The 21,381-nt window shown below is 68.0% G+C and carries 15 protein-coding genes and 1 pseudogene; 12 read left to right on the top strand and 4 right to left on the bottom strand.

Annotated features, from left to right (window positions below; all coding sequences use genetic code 11):
* Positions 1-350: pseudogene (locus tag VJ655_RS14440) on the top strand (methionine--tRNA ligase); the annotation flags it as partial.
* A 1-nt stretch (position 351) separates the two neighbouring features.
* Positions 352-1,566, top strand: a complete 1,215-nt coding sequence (locus VJ655_RS14445) for an MFS transporter (RefSeq protein ID WP_324112216.1) — start codon at positions 352-354, stop codon at positions 1,564-1,566.
* Between the two features lie 59 nt (positions 1,567-1,625).
* On the opposite strand, the gene cysN is transcribed toward VJ655_RS14445, so the two are convergent.
* Positions 1,626-3,533 carry a sulfate adenylyltransferase subunit CysN gene (gene cysN / locus VJ655_RS14450; RefSeq protein WP_324112218.1) on the bottom strand — a complete coding sequence of 636 codons (1,908 nt, stop codon included), beginning with the start codon at positions 3,531-3,533 and terminating at the stop codon, positions 1,626-1,628.
* Positions 3,534-4,526 carry a sulfate adenylyltransferase subunit CysD gene (gene cysD, locus VJ655_RS14455; RefSeq protein WP_324112220.1) on the bottom strand — a complete coding sequence of 331 codons (993 nt, stop codon included), beginning with the start codon at positions 4,524-4,526 and terminating at the stop codon, positions 3,534-3,536. It abuts the gene before it with no gap.
* Positions 4,527-4,755: 229 nt separating this feature from the next.
* Here cysD and VJ655_RS14460 point away from each other — a divergent pair, with 229 nt between their 5' ends.
* The 3 genes from VJ655_RS14460 (at position 4,756) to VJ655_RS14470 (ending at position 8,336) form a co-directional block, all read left to right on the top strand.
* Positions 4,756-4,965 (top strand): hypothetical protein, encoded by a 210-nt coding sequence (locus VJ655_RS14460; protein ID WP_324112222.1) that lies wholly within the window; start codon positions 4,756-4,758, stop codon positions 4,963-4,965.
* A 155-nt stretch (positions 4,966-5,120) separates the two neighbouring features.
* On the top strand, positions 5,121-7,760 hold the full coding sequence (locus VJ655_RS14465) for a polar localization protein TipN (protein ID WP_324112224.1): 2,640 nt from the start codon (positions 5,121-5,123) through the stop codon (positions 7,758-7,760).
* A gap of 15 nt (positions 7,761-7,775) precedes the next feature.
* Positions 7,776-8,336 carry a sugar transferase gene (locus tag VJ655_RS14470; protein WP_324112226.1) on the top strand — a complete coding sequence of 187 codons (561 nt, stop codon included), beginning with the start codon at positions 7,776-7,778 and terminating at the stop codon, positions 8,334-8,336.
* Here VJ655_RS14470 and VJ655_RS14475 read toward each other — a convergent pair.
* Positions 8,333-9,781, bottom strand: a complete 1,449-nt coding sequence (locus VJ655_RS14475) for a mannitol dehydrogenase family protein (RefSeq protein ID WP_324112228.1) — start codon at positions 9,779-9,781, stop codon at positions 8,333-8,335. The two genes, VJ655_RS14470 and VJ655_RS14475, sit on opposite strands and share 4 nt — an antisense overlap.
* 85 nt (positions 9,782-9,866) lie before the next feature.
* Complete coding sequence (locus VJ655_RS14480; RefSeq protein WP_324112230.1) at positions 9,867-11,378, bottom strand: altronate dehydratase family protein; 1,512 nt, start codon at positions 11,376-11,378, stop codon at positions 9,867-9,869.
* Positions 11,379-11,537: 159 nt separating this feature from the next.
* On the opposite strand from VJ655_RS14480, the gene VJ655_RS14485 reads away from it, so the two are divergent.
* From VJ655_RS14485 to VJ655_RS14515, 7 genes are all read left to right on the top strand, one after another.
* The gene (locus tag VJ655_RS14485; RefSeq protein WP_324112232.1) at positions 11,538-12,611 is read left to right on the top strand and encodes a LacI family DNA-binding transcriptional regulator; all 1,074 of its coding nucleotides are present in this window, start codon (positions 11,538-11,540) and stop codon (positions 12,609-12,611) included.
* Positions 12,612-12,788: 177 nt separating this feature from the next.
* A complete protein-coding gene (uxaC, locus tag VJ655_RS14490) occupies positions 12,789-14,255 on the top strand; it encodes a glucuronate isomerase (protein WP_324112234.1) in 1,467 nt (488 codons plus the stop codon).
* A 24-nt stretch (positions 14,256-14,279) separates the two neighbouring features.
* Positions 14,280-15,122, top strand: coding sequence for a 5-dehydro-4-deoxy-D-glucuronate isomerase (gene kduI, locus VJ655_RS14495; RefSeq protein ID WP_324112236.1), 843 nt, complete (start codon positions 14,280-14,282; stop codon positions 15,120-15,122).
* A gap of 135 nt (positions 15,123-15,257) precedes the next feature.
* Positions 15,258-16,025 carry a 2-dehydro-3-deoxy-D-gluconate 5-dehydrogenase KduD gene (gene kduD, locus VJ655_RS14500; RefSeq protein ID WP_324112237.1) on the top strand — a complete coding sequence of 256 codons (768 nt, stop codon included), beginning with the start codon at positions 15,258-15,260 and terminating at the stop codon, positions 16,023-16,025.
* A 186-nt stretch (positions 16,026-16,211) separates the two neighbouring features.
* Positions 16,212-18,941: a phosphoenolpyruvate carboxylase gene (gene ppc / locus VJ655_RS14505; RefSeq protein ID WP_324112239.1), complete on the top strand. Its 2,730-nt coding sequence runs from the start codon at positions 16,212-16,214 to the stop codon at positions 18,939-18,941.
* A gap of 585 nt (positions 18,942-19,526) precedes the next feature.
* Positions 19,527-20,201: a bifunctional 4-hydroxy-2-oxoglutarate aldolase/2-dehydro-3-deoxy-phosphogluconate aldolase gene (locus VJ655_RS14510; RefSeq protein WP_324112241.1), complete on the top strand. Its 675-nt coding sequence runs from the start codon at positions 19,527-19,529 to the stop codon at positions 20,199-20,201.
* The gene (locus VJ655_RS14515) at positions 20,202-21,308 is read left to right on the top strand and encodes a sugar kinase (RefSeq protein WP_324112243.1); all 1,107 of its coding nucleotides are present in this window, start codon (positions 20,202-20,204) and stop codon (positions 21,306-21,308) included.
* Positions 21,309-21,381 lie beyond the last annotated feature (73 nt).

The raw sequence follows: 21,381 nt of genomic DNA on the forward strand, positions 1-21,381 counted from the left end.
CCCAGGCGCTGCGGGCCCTGTGGGTGGTCGGCAACGAGTACCTGCAGGAGGCCGCGCCGTGGACCGCGATCAAGACCGATCGCGACCGCGCCGCCGTCATCGTCCGCACGGCCCTGAACCTCGTGGCCCTCTACGCCAAGATCTCGGCTCCGTTCATCCCGTTCGCGGCCGAGAAGATCGGCGAGGCGTTCGGCCTGGACTTCCCGGCGCAATGGCCTTCGAGCGATGGCGCGGCCGAGCTTTCCAAGCTGACGGTCGGCCAGGCGATCAAGGTCCCCGAGGTCCTGTTCAAGAAGATCGACGACGACCAGATCGCCGAGTGGACGGCCCGCTTCGGCGGCGCGGAATAGGGTGACTTCCGCGGGGGACAGCGCGGACGGAAAGGGGCTTCCGACCCTGATCCGTCTCTGCCTGTTCTACGCGGCGATCTTCCTGGTCTCCGGCGTCAGCCTGCCCTACGCGGGCACCTTCCTGCGTGACCGCGGCATGAGCGGCGGGGCGATCGGCCTGATCCTAGCCGTACCGCTGCTGCTCAAGCCCTTCACCGGGCCGGCGCTGGCCGTCTGGGCCGACGGCTTCAAGCTGCGGCGCTCGCCCATGGTGCTGCTGCTGGTCGGAGCGGGCCTGGGCTATGCGGGCCTGCTGGCCGGCAAGAACCTCTTCTGGCTGATCCTGGCCTGGTTCGTCGGCCAGACCCTGATGTCGACCGTCTCGCCGCTGATCGACGTCATCACCCTGCGTCGGGCGCGGACGGAAGGGTTCAACTATGGCCTGCCGCGCGGCGTCGGCTCCAGCGCCTTCATCGCCGCCAACCTGGCCATGGGCGCGATCCTGACCTTCGCGGCCCCGACCATCATCGCCCTGTGGATCGTCGCGGCCTGTTTCGCCGGAGCCCTGGCCGCCGCCGCCCTGGTGCCGCCCGAACGGGTTCACGCCGAGGGCGCCAAGCCCGGCCGGGCCGAGCGCTGGAAGGGGTTGGGCGAACTGATGCGCAACAGGACCTTCCTGCTGGCGGTGGGGACGGCCGGCCTGATCCAGGGCGCGCACGCCTTCTACTACGGCTTCTCGGCCATCCTCTGGCGCAAGCAGGGCATCCCCGAGCCGATGATCGGCGTGCTGTGGGGCGTCGGCGTCGCGGCCGAGGTCGGCTTCATGTGGTTCCTGGAGCCCCTGCGCCGCCGCTGGGGTCCGGAGCGGTTCCTCATCCTGGGCGCGCTGGCGGCGGTGGTTCGCTGGACGGCCTACGCCTTCCAGCCGCCGCTGTGGGCGCTGTTCCTGCTGCAGTCGCTGCACGCCCTGACCTTCGCGGCCTCGTTCCTGGCCTCGCTGCGGCTGATCGAGAAGCTGGCTCCGCCCTCGGCGGCCTCGCCGGCCCAGGCGATCAATTCGGCGCTGTCGTCGGGCTTCACCCTGGGGATCGCCACCCTGGCGTCGGGCCCGCTGTTCGACGCGCTCGGATCGTTCGGCTATCTCGCCACGGCCGGCATGGCGGGGCTGGGGCTGATCGGCGCGATATCGCTGTCGCGCCAGTCACGGAGCCTGTCTCACGACAGGCTCCGTTATTGAGTTCGGAGCGTGATGGCCGCCGAAACCGGCGTCCACTTTCGGCTATCACGCTCCAGCCGTCAGATCGTGTAGTCGACCTCTTGCCCTTCGAGCCACGCCACGATCCGTTCCGCCGCCTCGACGGGATCGATCGCGGTGGTGTCGATCCGCAGCTCGGGGCTTTCCGGGGCCTCGTACGGACTGTCGACGCCGGTGAAGTTCTTCAGCTGGCCCGAGCGGGCCTTCTTGTAGAGGCCCTTGACGTCACGCGCCTCGGCCACGGCCAGGGGGGTGTCGACGAAGACCTCGATGAACTCGCCCGGCTCTAGGATGTCGCGCGCCAGCTGGCGCTCGGCCCGGAACGGCGAGATGAAGGCGGTCAGCACGATCAGGCCGGCGTCGACCATCAGCTTGGCGACCTCGGCCACCCGGCGGATGTTCTCGACGCGGTCCTCCTCGGTGAAGCCGAGGTCCTTGTTGAGCCCGTGGCGGACGTTGTCGCCATCCAGCAGATAGGTATGGCGGCCTAGGGCGTGCAGGCGCTTCTCGACCAGGTTGGCGATGGTCGACTTGCCCGCGCCGGACAGGCCCGTCAGCCAGACGACCTGGCCGCGCTGGGCCTTCAGCGCCGCCCGCGAGCCCTTGCTGACGTCGGTGTGCTGCCAATGGATGTTGTCGGCCCGCCGCAGGGCGAAGTTGATCATCCCCGCGCCGACCGTGCGGTTGGACAGCCGGTCGATCAGGATGAAGCCGCCCATCTGGCGATTGTCGGCATAGGCCTCGAACGGGATGGCCTGGTCGAGCGACAGGTTGCAGATCCCGATCTCGTTCAGCTCCAGCCGCTTGGCCGCGGTGTGCTCCAGCGTGTTGACGTTCACCCGGTGCTTGATCTCGGTGACGCTGGCCCCGACCGTGCGGGCGCCCAGCTTCAAGAGATAGGTCCGGCCCGGCGGCAGCGGCTCGTCGTCCATCCAGACGACCGTAGCCTCGAACTGGTTGGCGACCGGGGCGGGCGCGTCGGCGGCGGCGATCACGTCGCCGCGCGAGACGTCGATCTCGTCCTCAAGCGTCAGGGTCACCGACTGGCCGGCCACGGCGCGGTCGAGGTCACCGGGCAGGGTGACGATGCGGGCCACGCGGCTCTCGCGGCCCGAGGGCAGGGCGCGGATGCGGTCGCCCGGCTTGATGGTCCCCGAGGCGATCAGGCCCGAGAAGCCCCGGAAGTCGAGGTTCGGACGGTTGACCCACTGCACCGGCATCCGGAAGGGCTTGGCCTGCAGGTCGTCCTCGACCTCGACGCCTTCCAGCCAGTCCATCAGGATCGGCCCTTCGAACCAGGGCGTCGCCTCGCTGCGAGAAGCGATGTTGTCGCCGCCCAGGCCCGAGATCGGGATCGGGGTGAAGACCGAAAGGCCGATCTGTTCGGCGAAGGCGCGGTAGTCGGCGACGATGGCGTCGAACACGTCCTGGTCCCACCCGACCAGGTCCATCTTGTTCACCGCCAGCACCACGTGACGAATGCCGAGCAAGGACACGAGATAGCTGTGGCGGCGCGTCTGGGTCAGCACGCCCTTGCGCGCGTCGATCAGGATCACGGCCGCGTCGGCGGTCGAGGCGCCGGTGACCATGTTGCGCGTGTACTGCTCGTGGCCGGGGGTGTCGGCGACGATGAACTTGCGCTTCTCGGTCGAGAAGAACCGGTAGGCGACGTCGATGGTGATGCCTTGCTCGCGCTCGGCGGCCAGGCCGTCGACCAGCAGGGCGAAGTCGATCGCCCCGCCTTGCGTGCCGACCTTCTTGCTGTCGGCTTCGAGCGCGGCAAGCTGATCCTCGAAGATCATCTTGCTGTCGTACAGCAGACGGCCGATCAGGGTGGACTTGCCGTCGTCGACGCTGCCGCAGGTGATGAAGCGCAGCAGCGACTTGTGCTGATGCTGGTGCAGGTAGGCGTCGATGTCCTCGGCGATCAGGGCGGACTGGTGGGCCATCTAGAAATACCCCTCCTGCTTCTTCTTCTCCATCGAGGCGGACTGGTCATGGTCGATGACCCGGCCCTGGCGCTCCGACGTCGTGGTCAGCAGCATTTCCTGAATGACCTGGGGCAGGGTGGCGGCGGTGCTCTCGACCGCGCCGGTCAGCGGGTAGCAGCCCAGGGTGCGGAAGCGGACGCTCTTCATCTGGGGAACCTCGCCCTCGCGCAGGCGGAAGCGATCGTCGTCGACCATGATCAGCGCGCCGTCGCGCTCGACCACCGGCCGCTCTGCCGCGAAGTACAGCGGCACGATCGGGATGTTCTCCAGGTGGATGTACTGCCAGACGTCCAGCTCGGTCCAATTGGAGATCGGGAAGACGCGCAGGCTTTCGCCCGGATGCTTGCGGGTATTGTAGAGGTTCCAGAGCTCGGGGCGTTGGTTCTTCGGGTCCCAGCGATGCTCGGCCGAGCGGAACGAGAAAATCCGTTCCTTGGCCCGGCTCTTCTCCTCGTCGCGGCGGGCGCCGCCGAAGGCCGCGTCGAAGCCGTACTTGGAGAGGGCCTGCTTGAGACCCTCGGTCTTCCAGAGATCGGTGTGCAGGGCGCTGCCGTGGTCGAACGGATTGATCCCTCGCGCCTCGGCGTCGGGGTTCTTATGGACGATCAGGTCGAAGCCGAGCTCCGATGCGACCCGATCGCGCAGGGCGTACATGTCCCGGAACTTCCAGGTCGTGTCGACGTGCAGCAGCGGGAAGGGCGGCTTGCTGGGATAGAAGGCCTTGGCGGCCAGGTGCAGCATCACCGCGCTGTCCTTGCCGATCGAATACAGCATGACCGGCCGTTCGCACTCGGCCGCCACTTCGCGCAGGATGTGGATGCTCTCGGCCTCCAGACGCTGCAGGTGCGTCAGACGAGCCGGCGAGATCGCGGCCCCCGTGAGATCTGGCGTGGGATCTGGCGTCATCGGTTTCGACGGAGGCGGAGCGGGTGCGAACTGGGTAAGGGCCAAGGCGAAGTTCCGCAAAGGAAAATATCCGGGCTCCTCTCGTCGAGAAGGGCGGCGGATTTATGCTGCGACCTAGGCCCGGCGGCGGCCAGGGACAACGCCGGAAATCTGGGGGCGCTGTCAGTAGCCTTGACGCCACAGTCCGAAAGCTTCGGTGTTCATGACCAAAAGTTCACTCGCGCGTGACGCGAGACTCTCGCATAACGCCGCTATTCGGTTCGTGAGGCGGGCTATGAGCTTCCTGGCGGAAATGTTGGCGGTGGCGGTCGTTTGGCTGTCCTCATTCGCGCTGTGCCAGTTCGGCGTGGCGACGGATTCGCGCGCCCATGCCAAGGCTCACGGACATCCCGTAAAGACCGTGGCGCGTACGCCGCGCGGCGCGGCGATCAAGCCGCCGCCCATCCCGGTGGCCGCGTCTCGCGCCACGCCTGACGAAGCCTAAACCGCGCCCCGGCGTCGCAGCCTGGGCGAACGCGACCAAAGCCGCTTTTCGTCAAGGCTTTTCACCGTTAGGTTCATCCGACACGCGAAGGAGGGGCCGGCGCGCGAAGGCTGTCTCAGCGCCCCCTCGCCGACGCCCTGGGACCCTGGCTGTGTATGAAGCCTAAGAAGCGCCAACCGTTCGATTTTTCCGCCACGCCGACGGGCCCCTCTCCCGAGGAGAGCAAGGTCGCGCCGGAGGTTCCCGAGGCGATGTCGTTCTCCGATCCCGCGGCGGACACGCCCACGGCCGAGCCCCTGACCTTGCACGACGACCTGGATGTGCCGCCGCCGACGGTGCGATCGCGTCGCCGCCGCGAGGCGGAGGTCGAGGCTCCGACGACGTTCGCGGAGCCTGACCTGAAGGTCGCGTCATCCTTGGCCACCAGCGTCCAGCCTCCGGCGCCGGTCGCCGAGCCCGAACGCGCCGCGCCGGCTAAGGCCGAAGCGCGCGAGGCCTCGCTCGACCTGCGTCAGCCGCCCTCCGAGGCGACCGTGAGGTTGGAGACCGAAGTGACGCCGCGCCGCATGTCCGGCGTGTTGTTCTGGACCCTGGCTTCCGCCATCGCCGCTCTCTGGGCGCTGGCGCCGATCGCCTTCGCCTTCGGCTATGCGCGCGGCGTTCCGGCCTTCCAGATCGATGGCTTCGCCTTCACGGTCTTCGCCAGCCTGGCGATCGGGCCTGCGCTGCTGACGCTGCTGGGCGCCTATCTGCTTCGTCAGGCCACGGCGGTTTCGGACGAGCTGCGCCGCACGCGCACCATGACCGATCGACTGGTCTCGCCAGCGGCCCTGGCCGCCGCCGGCGCGACCAGCGCCGTGGAGGCCATGCGCCAAGGCGTGGACGAGGCCGCCGAAGCGGCCCAACGCGCTCGGGAGCACATCATCTCGCTGCGCCAGGCGTTGGCGGAAGAGACCGCGCGCCTGGCCGAGGCGGCCGCCGACTCCGCGAGAATGGCCAACCAGCTCGCGCAGGGCCTGAGCCACGAGCGCACGGCGATGGAGACCCTGTCTCAGTCGCTGGACGCCCGCTCCACGGCGGTGGTCGACGCCATCGGCAGCCAGGCCCGCATGGTGGCCGAGGCGTCCGACCTGGCCGAGACGCAACTGCGCGAGGCCGAGGCGACCCTGGCCGCGCGCGCCGCGGATCTGGCCGCGGCGGCGGCGGAGGCTTCCGACGCCGCGCGCGTCGGCGCCGAGGACCTGTCGCGGCAGATCGCTCGCCTCGAAACCGCGGGCGTGGGCGTCGGCGATCAGGTCTCGGCGGTCGAGAAGACCCTGGCGGCCCAACGGGCCGCTCTGGCCGAGGTCAGCCAGGCGCTTCGCTCCGAGCAGGAGGACTTCGCCGCCGAGGCCGAGACCCGCACCGCGCAGCTCACCGAGTTCGTCGCCTATACCCGCGTCGGCGCCACGGAGCTGTCCGATACGGCCGCCATGGGCGCGGAGATCCTGCGCGGCCTGATCAGTTCGGCCGCCGACCAGTTCCGCGAAATGGCCGATGGCGCCAAGGCGCGTCAGGACGCCTTGGCCGAAGAGGCCAAGAAGACGCTCGAGATGATCGGCGACGTCGCCGAGAGCCAGCGCACTTTGCTCGAAGAAGAGCTGAAGGCCGCCATGGAGGCGATGTCCCAGGCGGCGCTGAAGGCCGGCGAGGGCGTGGAGGCGCGCGTCGAGGCCGCCCGCAGCCGAGTCGACCAGCTCAACGAGATCGCCTTCGCCGCCGGCCAGAAGGCCGACGCGGTGTTCGAGTCCCGCATGGAGGAGGCGCGCGACATCATCGAGCACTCCGCCCAGATGGTCGAACAGGCCGGGGCCCGCACGTCGCAGAAGCTCGCCGACTCCGTGCAGGCGGCGCGTGGAACCCTCGACGAGTTGGAGACGATGCTGGCCGAGATCGGCAAGCGCACCGCCGACCTGCCGGCCGAAGCCCTGCTGAAGGCGGCCGAGGTTCGTGTCTCGATCGAACAGGGCGTCGAGCACCTGATGAACGCCGTGCGTCGCACGGCCGAAGAGACGGCCGCGATCGACCAGGCTTTCCAGGAGCGCGTGCGCCGCAACTACGAGATGCTGAGCGAAGCCGCCGGGGCCGTGACGGCGGCTGGGATCTCCACCGTGACCGCCCGCGCCGCCTCGCCGACCGCGCCGAAGGGGCGCGTCGCGCCGCCGCCCGCCGTGGCGCCCGCCGCGCCGCCGCCGCTGCCCGACTTCGACGACGCCGAGCCGCCCACCGATCGTCGCCGTCTGAAGCTGACGCCGACCGCGACGGACGAGGAGTTCCGCTCGGTGTTCGAGCAGGCCAACAATCGCGGCGCCGCCTCGGCCCCGCCCGAGCCCGAAGGGCAGGGCGGCTGGAGTTGGCGTAACCTGCTTTCAGGCATCGAGAACAGCTCACCGGGCGACGCGGCCCTGGGCGAGAAGCTTGCCGCCGAGATCACCGCCATGGGCATCGATCCGCACGCGCTGCTGCCTCGGGGGCGCGTCGACGAGATCGCCGCGGCCTTGCAGACGCGGGACGCAGCCGGCGCTCGCGAGGTGGTCAAGCGCCTGGCGCCCGCCGCTATTCGCCGCCTGGTGCGCCGACTGTTCTCCGACGCCGCCCTCAAGAGCAACGCCGAGCGTTTCCTCAAGCGCTACGCCACCATGATCGAAGAGGCCGCGGGGCAGGATCGCGAGGGCTTCCTGATGGCCGCCTTGCTGTCCTCGGACGCCGGGCGGGCCTATCTGCTGCTGGACGCGGCCAGCGTCGACCTGGGCTAGGTCCGGGAGTTCGGCGTGAAGCGCGCCTTTGACTTTCTGTCGGCCGCGGTCGGTCTGATCGTGCTGGCCGCGCCGATGGCCCTGCTGTGGCTCGTCGTGCGCGCCTCCTCGCCGGGGCCAGGTCTCTATTGGTCGCAGCGCGTGGGCAGGGGCTCCTCCCTGTTTCCCATGCCCAAGTTCCGCACCATGCGCATCGACACGCCGGAGGTCGCCACCCACCTCCTGGACGACCCCGATCGCTGGTTGACGCCGGTGGGGCCGTTCATGCGCAAGCTGAGCCTGGACGAACTGCCGCAGCTGTGGAGCGTGCTGGTCGGCCACATGAGCCTGGTCGGGCCGCGGCCGGCGCTGTTCAACCAGGTCGACCTGATCGCCGCTCGCAAGGCCGAGGGCGTCGATGCGCTTCGGCCGGGAGTCACCGGCTGGGCCCAGATCAACGGTCGCGACGAGCTGGCCATTGCCGATAAGGTCGCCCTCGACGCGGAATACCTGCGCCGCCGCTCGTTTCTGTTCGACCTGCGGATCCTGGTCAGCACCGTGGTTCCGGTGCTGACCGCCAAGGGCGTGACCCGCTAACCGAGGTCGGCGTAGGCCTTTTCGAGCGCCGCCACGAATGTCGGATTGCTCGCCAGCGCGGTGGGAAACACGCTGTCGAGCGCCAGGAAAGCGGCGACGTCGGTCTTGGCGTCGCCGGTCATGCTCGCGCCGATCTGGGTCAGCCGCTCAGCGAGCGGGTCGGTGATCGTCTCGCCGGCCCCGACGCGGAGGGCCACGAACCGCATCCACGCCGCCAGTGGGATCGCCAGGCGCTCGATCGAACGGCCGGCCTCAAGCGCCTCGGTCAGCGTGCCGAGGATGCGGAAGGGCAGCTTCTGCGAGCCGTCCCAGGCGATCTGCGACAGTAGGTGGCGGATCTCGGGGTTGCGGAACCGGCCAAGGATGGCCTCGGCGTATCCCGTCAGGTCCAGGCCGCGCGGGGCGGTAAGCGTCGGGATGATGTCCTTGACCATCAGGTCGCGCGCCAGGGCTTCCAGCGCCGGATCGCTGATCGCCTCGAACACCGTCTCGTGGCCGCGCAGGACGCCGGCGTAGGCGAGGGTGGAATGGACGCCGTTCAGCAGGCGCAGCTTGGCGCGCTCGAAGCCGCGAACGTCGTCGGTCAGGATTACGCCGACGCTGGCGAGATCCGGCGCGTCGGCCGGTAGCACGTCCTCGATCACCCACTGGGTGAAGGCTTCGCGCTGGATCGGCCAGGCGTCCTCCAGGCCAGTCGCGGCTTGCGCTCGGGCGCGCAGGGCGTCGTCGGTGGCGGGGGTGATGCTGTCGACCATGGTGCGCGGAAAGCTGGCTTCGCGCTCGATCCAGGCGGCGAGGTCGGCGTCGACCTTGGCGGCGAACGCCACGACCGCCGCCTTCAGGCGCCAGCCGTTGTCGGCGAGGTTGTCACAAGCCACCACGGCGTAGGGGGCGAGGCCGGCCGCGAACCGGCGCCGCAGGCCCTCGACGACGTACCCGACGGCGCTCACCGGTTCGCGCGGATGGGCCAGGTCGTGGACGATGTCGGGGTGGTTCTCGTCGAGGCCCCCATCGCTGGAAAGCGTGTAGCCCTTCTCGGTGACGGTCAGGGTGACCAGACGCGTGGTCGGCGCGGCGAGGCGAGCGAAGACCGAAGGCGGGTCCTCGGGCGCGACCAGCACCTCGCGAATGGCGCCGATGATGCGGAACGTCGTCTGGGCGTCCAGCTGGGCCAGGGTGTAGAGGCCGTCCTGCGGCTCCAGGGCGTCGCGGACGCCCGGGCTCTTCAGCGAGACCGCGCAGATTCCCCAGCGCGGATCGGTGGCCAGCAGTTGGTCGAAATAAAAGGCCTGGTGGGCGCGGTGGAAGGCGCCAGGGCCGAAGTGCACCACGCCGATCTGGACCTTGTCGCGGTCATAGGCCGGCAGGAGAACGCCTGGGATCGCGCCCGGATAGCTCGTCGCGGTCAGGCGCAGGGCGGGGGAGGTGTCGGAAGAAGCCGTCAAGGAAGCACGCCTAGGTGTCGTCGGGGAAATTGGGGGCCGCCTACATGCTGTAGTCCGACCTTGGTGGCAATTGGCTTGACCATTCTCAGAGCGTCACGCCGGACTTCCAGATCGCGATCTCGCGCTCGCCGTTCAGCTCGGCCTTGGTCGGCTTGCCAGAGGCGGTGTCGATCACCAGATCCATCAGCGCGTCGGCGGCCGTTTCCATCGAGACCCCTGCCAGCACCTGGCCGGCGTCGAAGTCGATCCAGCCGGGCTTGCGTTGGGCCAGGCCCGAGTTCGAGGCGATCTTCAGGGTCGGCGCTGGAAAGCCCAGCGGCGTGCCGCGACCTGTCGTGAACAGGATCACCGTCGCGCCGGCCGCCGTCAGGGCGGTCGACGACACCGCGTCGTTGCCCGGCGCTTCGAGCAGCGTCAGGCCATGCGGCCCGACCCGCTCGCCGTAGCGAAGCACCTCGACCAGTGGCGCGCGGCCGCCCTTCTGCACCGCGCCCAAGGACTTTTCCTCAAGCGTGGTGATGCCGCCGGCGATATTGCCAGGGGAGGGGTTCTCGTAGATCGGCTGGTTGTTGTCGATGAAGTAGCGCTTGAAGTCGTCGATGACCCCGACGGCCTGATCGAACACCTCGCGGCTGGCCGCTCGGGCCAGCAGCACGCCCTCGGCGCCGAACACTTCGGGGATTTCGGTCAGCACCGGGGTGCCGCCCGCATCGGCCACCTTGTCGGCGATGCGGCCGACCAGGGGATTGGCCGTGACGCCCGAGAAGCCGTCCGAGCCGCCGCATTTCAAGCCCACGACCAATTCGGAGACCGGGATCGGCTCGCGCTGGTCGCGCTCGGCGATCTCGACCAAGACCTCCACGGCGGCCAGGCCGTCCTCGAGTTCGTCCTCGACCATCTGGGTGGTGAAGCTCTTGAGGCGGTCGCGGTCGATCTCCTGCGCGCCGTCCAGCAGCGCCTTCAGCTGGTTGTTCTCGCAGCCCAGCCCCAGGATCAGTACGCCGCCGGCGTTGGGGTGGCTGGCCAGGGCGGCGATCAGCTTGCGGGTGTGGGCCAAGTCGTCGCCCAACTGCGAACAGCCGAACGGATGGGGGAAGGCGTAGACCCCGTCGACGCGGCCGGCGAAGCGCTGGCTGGCCTTCTCGGCGATCCGGCGGGCGGTGTTGGCCACGCAACCGACGGTGCATAGCACCCAGATTTCGTTGCGCGTGCCGGCCCGGCCGTTCTTGCGGCGATAGCCATCGAAGGTGCGATCGCCGCCGCCGCCGTCCCGCCGTTCGGGCCGGGCCGGCGCCCAGGTGAAGTCCTCGACACCCTCCAGCCGCGTGGCGACATTGTGCACGTGGACATGGTCGCCCACGGCGATATCGATGACCGCCCGGCCGATAGGCCAGCCGTACTTGAGGACGTCCTCGCCAGCCTTGGCGGCGCGAATGGCGATCTTGTGGCCCTTTGGAATCGTGGCGCGCGCGGTGATCGTCCGTCCGTCCAAGTCCAGCGTTTCGCCCGCCACGATGTCACGTAACGCCGTGGCCACGTGATCGCGTGGGTCGACGAGATGGATCGATTCGCGCTGCGTCAGGGGGGTGTCGGTCATCGCAAGGTGTCGCCGCTGCGTACTGGATCGCCAAAAGATGGGTTCGGCGACATGGTAACCGGTGTCAGTTGGCCTGCAAGCAGACGTTTTGTCCCTGGTGGCGGTGCCTGCGACGCTAGAGTATGACAAAAGAAAACATACAATGCCGCTGGAAACGCCGTGAACTCTTCAAAGACGCCCTCCTCGAATCCGGCAGACAGCGAGAGCAGCGTCGAGGGCGGTCGTCGTCGGGCGACCATCAACGACATCGCCCGCCTGGCCGGGGTTTCGAAGAAGACCGTTTCACGCGTCATCAACCAGTCGCCCTTCGTGCGCGATGAGACCCGCCAACGGATCGAGGCGGTGATCGCCGAGTGGGGCTACGCGCCCGATCCGCAGGCGCGAGGCCTGGCGTTTCGTCGCTCGTTCCTGATCGGCATGATCTACGACAACCCCAATCCGCAATACGTCGTGAACATGCAGCTTGGCCTGCTGGATGGCCTGCGGGGATCGGGTTTCGAGCTGGTCGTGCATCCCTGCGACCGATCCAGCCCGACCTTCCTGGCCGACATCCGCGCCTTCGTCGAGCGGCAGAAGCTGTACGGCGTGGTGCTGCCGCCGTCGGCGTCGGAAGACGAGCGGGTCGCCAAGCTGCTCAATGAGATCGGCTGCGCCTATATCCGCATCGCCTCGGTGGAGCTGGACAAGCCCGAGCACATGATCGTCGGCCATGACCGCATGGGCGGCGCCCAGGCGGCGCGTCACATCTTGGATCTTGGCCATCGCCGGATCGCGTTCATCTCCGGGCCGGAGACCTTCCGATCGTCGCACGAGCGGCGAGGGGGCTTCGAGGACGCTCTGGCGGAGGCGGGCATGAAGTTGGCGCCGGACGACATCGTCCAGGGGGCCTACACCTTCGAATCCGGCGTGGCCTGCGGCGATGTCCTGCTGGCGCGAACGCCCCGTCCCACCGCGATCTTCTGCGGCAACGACGAGATGGCGGCCGGCGTGCTGCAGTCGGCGCGCAAGGCGGGGCTTTCGGTGCCGCAGGACTTGACCATCGTCGGCTTCGACGACTTCCAGATCGCCCAGGCCGTCTGGCCGCCGCTGACCACGATCCGCACCCCCACCCGCGAGATTGGGCGCATGGCCGCCGAGAAGCTGATCGGCGTCGAGCGGCGCGAACCGCGCGACATGACCAAGACCGAACCGACGCTGGTCGTGCGTGAGTCCTCGGGTCCGGCTCCAGCCTGACGGCTGGCGACAGCCTCCGGCTTGCATCGGTTCATGACACCGGTTACCAAGCGGATGACCGGATAAGGAAGCCCTAGGGGCGAAGAGTAAAAGCGCGTTCGGCGGCGAAACCACACAACTTCGCCTGACGTGCTCCGGCGCAAAGCCGCCGATTAAGCAGGGAGCAAACGCAAAGCCATGCCTAGGCCTCTGAATTTCCACGACGATCGGCTTTTTCCGGCGGATGCGACGACGCGCTCCTACGCGCGGGGCCTGTATGGGCTGGTCAAGGACCTGCCGATCATCAGCCCGCACGGCCATACCGACCCCAGCTGGTTTGCGACCAACGCGCCGTTCCAGGACGCCACTGACCTCTTGCTGTCGCCGGACCATTACCTGTTCCGCATGCTCTACAGCCAGGGAATCCCGCTCGAGGCGCTGAAGGTGCGCTCCAAGGCCGGGGTTCCGGCCACCGACCCGCGCGAGGCCTGGCGGCTGCTGGCCGCCAATTTCCACCTCTTCCGCGGCACGCCCTCGTGGATCTGGCTGAACCACGTGTTCTCCAAGGTGTTCGGCTTCACCGACTTCCTCGACGCCTCGACGGCCGACGACTATTTCGACCGCATCAATGAGGCCCTGGCGACCGACGCCTATCGCCCGCGGGCGCTGTTCGACCGCTTCAATATCGAGACCCTGGCCACCACCGAGGGGCCGCACGAGCGCCTCGACAGCCACAAGGCCATCCGCGAGAGCGGGTGGGGCGGTCACGTGATCACCGCCTATCGTCCCGACGCCGTCATCGACTTCGAGGACGAGCGCAGCCCCCGCGCCTTTGAACGCTTCGCCGAGGTGTCTGGCCAGGACGTCTACAGCTGGAAGTCCTATCTCGAGGCCCATCGCCTGCGCCGCCAGGTCTTCATCGAGGCCGGCGCGACCTCGTCCGACCATGGCCACCCGACGGCGGCCACGGCTGATCTGAGCGACGTCGAGACCGAGGCCCTGTTCGCCGACCTGGTTAAGGGCAATGTGACGCCGCAGAAGGCCGAGCTGTTCCGCGCTCAGATGCTGACCGAGATGGCCAAGATGAGCCTGGACGACGGGCTGGTCATGCAGATCCACCCCGGCTCGCACCGCAACCACAATGTCGGTCTCTTGAATTCGCACGGTCGTGACAAGGGCGCCGACATCCCGATGCGCACCGAATACGTGGATGCGTTGAAGCCGCTGCTGACTCGGCTGGGCAACGATCCGCGCCTGTCGATCATCCTGTTCACGCTGGACGAGACGACCTACAGCCGCGAGCTGGCCCCGTTGGCAGGCCACTATCCGGTGCTGAAGCTGGGTCCGTCCTGGTGGTTCCACGACAGCCCGGAAGGCATGATGCGCTTCCGCGAGCAGGTCACCGAGACCGCCGGCTTCTACAACACCGTCGGCTTCAACGACGACACCCGCGCTTTCCTGTCGATCCCGGCCCGTCACGACGTGGCCCGCCGCGTCGACAGCGCCTTCCTGGCACGCATGGTCGCCGAGCACCGCATGGACCTCTGCGAGGCCGAAGAGCTGATCGTCGACCTGACCTACAACCTGCCCAAGAAGGCCTACAAGCTGGATCAGCGACCAGACTGGGCTCGTCCCGTCGCGGCCCTGCCCGCCGCCGCCGAATAAGAACACCCTTCCGGAGACTTCCCGATGTTCGCCAAGACCTATCACGCCACCCATCCGGACATGATGTTCGCGGTCAGCAACGACGACCTGCGCGACCGCTACCTGATGCAGGGGCTGTTCCAGGACGGCCAGATCGTCCTGACCTACAACCACGCCGAACGCTTCGTCGTCGGCGGCGTCGTGTCCACCAGCCCGATCAAGCTGCCCGACCAGACCGAGCCCGCTTCGGCCGTCGGTCATCCGTTCCTGGAGCGTCGCGAGCTGGGCGTGATCAATGTCGGCGAGACCACTGGCAAGATCACCGTCGACGGCGTCGCCTACGAGATCGTCCCGCGCGACGGTCTCTATGTCACCATGGGCGCCAAGGACGTGACCTTTGAAGGCGTGAACGGCCAGGCCGCGCGCTTCTACCTGGTCAGCCTGCCGGCCCACGCCGCGTTCGAGACCAAGAAGCTGGCCTTCGCCGACGCCGTCGCCCTGGAGCGCGGCGCGCTGGAGACCAGCAACGAACGCACGATCTACCAGTACATCGTCCCCACCACCTGCAAGTCGGCCCAGCTGCTGCTGGGCATGACCGTCCTGAAGCCGGGCAGCGTCTGGAACACCATGCCGCCCCACCTGCACGACCGTCGCTCGGAAGCCTACTTCTACTTCGGTCTGGGCGAGAACGACCGGGTCTTTCACTACATGGGCGAGCCGGACGAGATGCGTCACATCGTGATCGCCAACGAGGAAGCCGTGATGAGCCCGCCGTGGTCGATCCACATGGGCTCGGGCACCGCCAACTACACCTTCATCTGGGCGATGGGCGGCGAGAACCTCGACTACACCGACATGAACGTGCTGGACATCTGCCAGCTGAAGTAACGGCTTTGGCCACCGCGCTATCGACCTGTCATCTCGGGCGAAGCGCAGCGTAGACCCGGGACCGCCCAAGGCGCCTGAGCGCGTGGCGGTCCCGGCTTTCGCCGGGATGACAGCTTTCTCAGACAGGAACCGACAATGGCCAATCCGTTCAGCCTCGAAGGCAAGGTCGCGCTCGTCACCGGCGCCAACACCGGGATCGGGCAGGGGATCGCCATCGCCCTGGCCGCCGCCGGCGCGGACATCGCCGCCGCGGGCCGCAGCGAGCCGGCCGAGACTCGGAAAGCCGTCGAGGCCCTGGGCCGCAAGTTCCTCTCCATCAAGGCCGACTTCGGCTCGACCGAGCCGGTCCAGCGCGTGGTCGACGAGACCGTCGCCGCGTTCGGCAAGGCCGACATCCTGGTCAATAACGCCGGCATCATCCGTCGCGCCGACTCGATCGAGTTCTCGGAAGCCGACTGGGACGCGGTGATGGACACCAACCTGAAGGTCGTCTTCTTCCTGACCCAGGCCTTCGCCAAGCAGGCCCTGAAGCAAGGGGCCAATGGGGGGCAGGCCAAGGTGATCAACATCGCCTCGCTGCTCTCGTTCCAGGGCGGCATCCGCGTGCCATCGTACACGGCCGCCAAGTCGGGCCTGGCCGGCCTGACCAAGATCCTGGCCAACGAATGGGCGACCAAGGGGATCAACGTCAACGCCATCGCCCCGGGCTATTTCGACACCAATAACACCGAGGCCCTGCGCGCCGACCAGGACCGCAACGCCGCCATCTTGGCGCGCATCCCGGCCGGCCGCTGGGGGCGTCCGGAAGACATCGGCGGCGCGGCCGTCTTCCTGGCCTCGTCGGCCTCCGACTACGTCCAGGGGATTACTCTGCCCGTGGACGGCGGCTGGCTGGCCCGGTAGCGAAACAGATCCGCGCAAAAATGCGATGGTAGCGCAACCATTGTGCCGGACGGGTTTTCCCGTTCGGTGAAGCGCGGTAGAGGGCGCCGCAGCGTCAAGCTCGGTGACCGCCTCCGGGGCCTCGACGTCTTCTCGTGATCCATTCCAGTACGGGGCGACACTCTTCGTCGTTCCGGGAGCCCGCGCATGCGCAATCCGGTCCTGTCGATCGATATCGGCCGTCCGACCAGCCGCCACGTCCGCCTGAACGCGAACCTGCTGAGCGACCTGCTGGCCGAGGCGATCGCCTATCTGGAGGGCGAGGAGGCCGCCGGCCTGGTGGCCAGGGCGCGCAAGGTCGCCTCTCACGAAGACGTGGCCAATGGCGACGCGCCAGTGCTGGATCACCTGTTCGCCGACCTGTCGATCGACCAGGCCGTGTTCCTGGCCCGGGCCTTCGCCAGCCACTCGCTGCTGGCCAATATCGGCGAGGACGTCGCCGGCCGTCGCCGTCACGCCGAGGCCGACGCCCAGCCGGGCGACGAGCGCCCTCGCACTCTGGTCGACGCCGTGCGCCTGCTCAAGGCCGACGGCAAGACCGACGAGGAGCTGGCCCGGACCTTCGCGGCCATGAACGTGGTGCCGGTGCTGACCGCCCACCCGACCGAGGTGCGCCGCCGCAGCATGGTCGATCGCGAGACCGAGATCTCCCGCCTGATGGCCCTGCGCCGCCACCACCTGCCGGCGGACCTGGACGCCGAGATCCGCGAGAGCCTGTTCCGCGAGATCGCCCTGATGTGGCGCACGCGCCTCTACCGTCCCGAGCGGATCACGGTGAAGGACGAAATCCGCAACGCCCTGTCGATCGTCCGCACCTCGATCCTGCCGGCGATCATCGACCTCTATGGCGACTGGACCAGCAAGATCGGCCAGCACGGGCACATGGCGCCGCTGTTGAAGCTGGGCTCGTGGCTGGGCGGCGACCGCGACGGCCACCCGGGCGTCAATGGCGAAACCCTGAAGCTGGCCTTCGCCAGCCAGTCGCGCGTGATCCTCGACTGGTACGCCGGCGAGGTTCGCAAGCTGTGGTCGAACCTGGCGGTCTCGACGGCCTATACGCCGGTGTCCGAGGAGCTGCTGGCCCTGGCCGGACAGGCCAAGAACCCGTCGATCCACCGACTGGACGAGCCCTATCGCCTGGTGCTGGAGCTGATCTTCGACCGGCTGACGGCCGTGTCGCAGAAGCTGACCGGCGCGCCGGTCGCCTTCGCCACGGGCGTCACCAGCGTCGACCCCTATGGCCATCCGGACGCCTTTGTCTCGGACCTGTCGGTGATCATCGACAGCCTGGAGCGCAATGGCGGCGAGCGCCTGGTCGGTTCGGCCCTGCGCACCTTGGTCGAGGTGGCCAAGGCCTGCGGCTTCCACCTGATGAGCCTGGACCTGCGCCAGAACGCCGACGTCCACGAGCGCACGATCCACGAGCTCTACGAGCGCGCCGGCTCCGGCGTCCGCTATCTGAAGCTGGACGAAGACGCCCGCTGCCAGCTGCTGATCGAGGAGCTGTCGCACCAGCGGCCCCTGGTTTCTCCGTTCACCGAGTACAGCGAAGAGACGACCCGCGAACTGGCGACGATGACCGCCGCCGCTCAGGCCGTGCGCGACTACGGCCATGGATGTCTTGGGGCGTACATCATTTCGAAGTCGGCGACGCTGTCCGACATCCTCGAACCGCTGGTCCTGCTCAAGCAGGTGGGTCTGGTTTGGGGCGGCGCGGCGCCGCGCGCCTCGGTCAAGATCGCGCCGCTGTTCGAGACCATCGGCGACCTCGAGAACGGCCCGGCCGTGCTGCGCCAGTGGCTGGAGCTGCCGCTGGCCCGCTCGATCCTGGGCGATCGGCCGGTGCAGGAGATCATGCTCGGCTACTCCGACAGCAACAAGGACGGCGGGTACGTCGCAAGCCGCCGGGGCGTGGCCACCGGCGCCTCGGCCCTGGCGTTCGAGGCCGACCGCATGGGCGTGGGCCTGCAGCTGTTCCACGGCCGCGGCGGCAGCGTCGGACGGGGTGGGGGACCGGCCGCCGAGGCCGTGCTGGCCCAGCCGGCCGGCACCGTGCAGGGCCGCATCCGCATGACCGAGCAGGGCGAGATGATCGCCCGCCGCTTCGGCGACCAGCCCACCGCCCGCCGCAACCTGGACGGCCTGGCCGCCGCCGTGCTGATGGCCAGCGAGCGTCCGGTCCACAAGCCCGCCGCCAAGGTCGAGGCGGCGATGACCGCCTTGGCCCAGGCCTCTTTCGAGGGGTATCGGGCGCTGGTGTACGACGATCCGGCCTTCGAGGACTTCTTCTGGTCGGTCACGCCGATCAGCGAGATCGTCGGCCTCAACATCGGCAGCCGCCCCGCCAGCCGGACCGCCAGCCGCAAGATCGAGGATCTGCGCGCCATCCCGTGGGTGTTCAGCTGGTCGCAGTCGCGCTTCATGCTGCCGGGCTGGTTCGGCTTCGCCTCGGGCGTCGAGCGCGCCGGCCTCTCGGTCGAGCAGCTTCGCGAGTTGGCCGGCGATTTCGACTTCTTCGCCTCCCTGCTGTCGAACATGGAGCTGGCCCTGGCCCAAAGCCACATGCCGATCGCCTCGCGATACGTGTCGCTGTCGCCGGACAAAGCCAACGCCGAGCGGATCTTCGCGGCGATCCGCAAGGAGCACGAGGCGGCCAGCGGCCTGGCCCTGGCGATCCGCGGCGGGACGAGCCTGCTGGACAACCAGCCCGACCTCGCCGAGTCCGTCGCCCTGGCCAGCCGCGTGGTCGATCCGTTGAATCACCTGCAGCTGGAGCTCCTGTCGCGCCGCCGGGCGGGGGATCAGGACGAAGAACTGCGCCTGGCCATCCAGTTGACCGTGGCCGGCATCGCCGCGGGCCTGCGCAACACGGGGTGATCCTCTTCAGCCGATCTCTCCGGCGAACGCCGGGGAGATCGGATTGTTGATCGACGTTCCTAGGCCACATCAAAACCCATAGTTTTCAAAGGCTTGATGCCTTAGAAATACGACCTTCATCCAGCTTGCGCTCGCCAGCGCTTTCTGTTTATCTGCGCATGACACCGGTAGCCAAGTGGTTAGGCCATTTGTCCTCCGAGGAGTGACACCGGTGTCATAACGTTTCGGTTCGGCATCGTGGTCGGTCCGTCTCGTTTGCGGCTCTTTGAGCTCGCTCCTGCGCAAACTTCCGGGGCGTCGGGTCATACCGGCGCCCTCACTTTTGCGCTTCCGGGCGGGGGAGAAGAGGCGGCGGAAAGAGATTTGGGGAAGGAAGCGGCGACCAGAGACTTCGTGGATCGGCCCGGGACGGACCGCTTTCCGCGGTCCAAGCGGTCTTAGTTTGACGTTGCGGCAAGCGCGGTGTGGCGTCGGCGTGCAACGCGGTCTAAGGGATCGCCCTGAGCCAATTTCGGCGAAATCTTGCCTGCGCGGCGGCCATTTGGACCATTCGCGCAAGATCGATCCTTCGGGAAGGAGTTTGAGATGGTGAAAGACCGTATGGCGGTGCTGACCGCCCTGATGGACCAGGGCGTGATCCCGGTTTTCTATCACCCCGACGTCGAGGTCTGTAAGAGCGTGATCCAGGCCTGCGCCGATGGCGGCGCGCCCTGCATCGAGTTCACCAACCGCGGCGACTTCGCCAGCCACGTCTTCTACGAAGTCACCAAGCACTTCGCCTCGGCCGATCCGCGCGTGATCATGGGCGTGGGCTCGATCGTCGACGCCCCAACCGCCGGCATCTACATCGCCAACGGCGCCAAGTTCGTCGTCGGCCCGATCCTGAACGCCGACGTCGCCAAGGTCTGCAACCGCCGCAAGATCCCGTATTCGCCGGGTTGCGGCTCGGCTTCGGAAATCTCGTACGCCGAAGAGCTGGGCTGCGAGATCGTCAAGGTGTTCCCGGGCTCGTCGGTCGGCGGCCCCGACTTCGTCAAGGCGGTGCTGGGCCCGATGCCCTGGACCCGCATCATGCCGACGGGCGGCGTCGATCCGGACGAGGCCTCGGTCAAGAAGTGGTTCGGCGCAGGCATCGTCGCCGCCGGCATGGGCTCCAAGCTGATCACGCAAGAGCTGCTGGACGCCAAGGATTACGCGGGCATCTCCAAGAAGGTCCGCGAGACGGTTGATCTGATCAAGAAGGTTCGAGGGAAGGCCTAAATGACCGACAATATCCTCAACATCCGCCCGGCTTCCGAAACGAAGTGGGACTGCGCTTCGTTCGGTGAAGTGATGCTGCGCTTCGACCCCGGCTTCGGCCGGGTTCGCAACGCCCGTCAGTTCAACGTCTGGGAAGGCGGCGGCGAGTACAACGTCGCCCGCGCTTTCCGCAAGTGCTGGGGCAAGCGCTCGACCGTTGTGACGGCTCTGCCGAACAACGACCTGGGCTGGCTGGTCGAGGATATGATCATGCAGGGCGGCGTGGACATGTCCCACGTCATCTGGCGCGAGTTCGACGGCCTGGGCCGCAACACGCGCGTCGGCCTGAACTTCACCGAAAAGGGCTTCGGCGTCCGTCCGGCTTTGGGCTGCAGCGACCGTGGTCACTCGGCCGCCTCGCAGATCCGCCCCGGTGAAGTGAACTGGGAAAAGCTGTTCGGCGAGGAAGGCGTGCGCTGGTTCCACACCGGCGGCATCTTCGCGGCCCTGGCCAGCAACACCGCCGAAGCCGTGATCGAGGCCGTGGAAGTGGCCCGCAAGTACGGCACCGTCGTCTCCTACGACCTGAACTACCGCGCCTCGCTGTGGAAGTCGCAGGGCGGCAAGGAAGGCGCCCAGAAGATCAACCGCAACATCGCCCAGTACGTCGATGTGATGATCGGCAACGAGGAAGACTTCACCGCCTGCCTCGGCTTCGAGGTTGAAGGCCTGGACGAGCACATCAGCGCGATCGACCCGGCCAACTTCAAGAAGATGATCGAGACGGCCGTGAAGCAGTTTCCGAACTTCAAGGTCGCCGCCACCACCCTGCGCAACGCCAAGACCGCCTCGGTCAACGACTGGTCGGCGATCCTCTACGCCGGCGGCCAGTTCTACGCCTCGATGATGCGCGAGAACCTGGAGATCTACGACCGCGTCGGCGGCGGCGACGGCTTCGCCTCGGGCCTCGCGTACGGCTTCATGGAAGGCAAGGGCCCGCAGGCCGCCGTCGAGTACGGCGCGGCTCACGGCGCCCTGGCCATGACCACGCCCGGCGACACCTCGATGGTGCGCGCGGCCGAGGTCGAGGCCGTGATGAAGGGCAAGGGCGCGCGGGTCATCCGCTAGTCCGTTAAAACTGTCATCCCGCCCCGGCCTCGGGCCGGGGGCGCAGCGCGCCGATCCGGGACCGCCGCCAGCG

Source organism: Caulobacter sp. (assembly GCF_035254145.1).
Classification (GTDB): Bacteria; Pseudomonadota; Alphaproteobacteria; order Caulobacterales; family Caulobacteraceae; genus Caulobacter.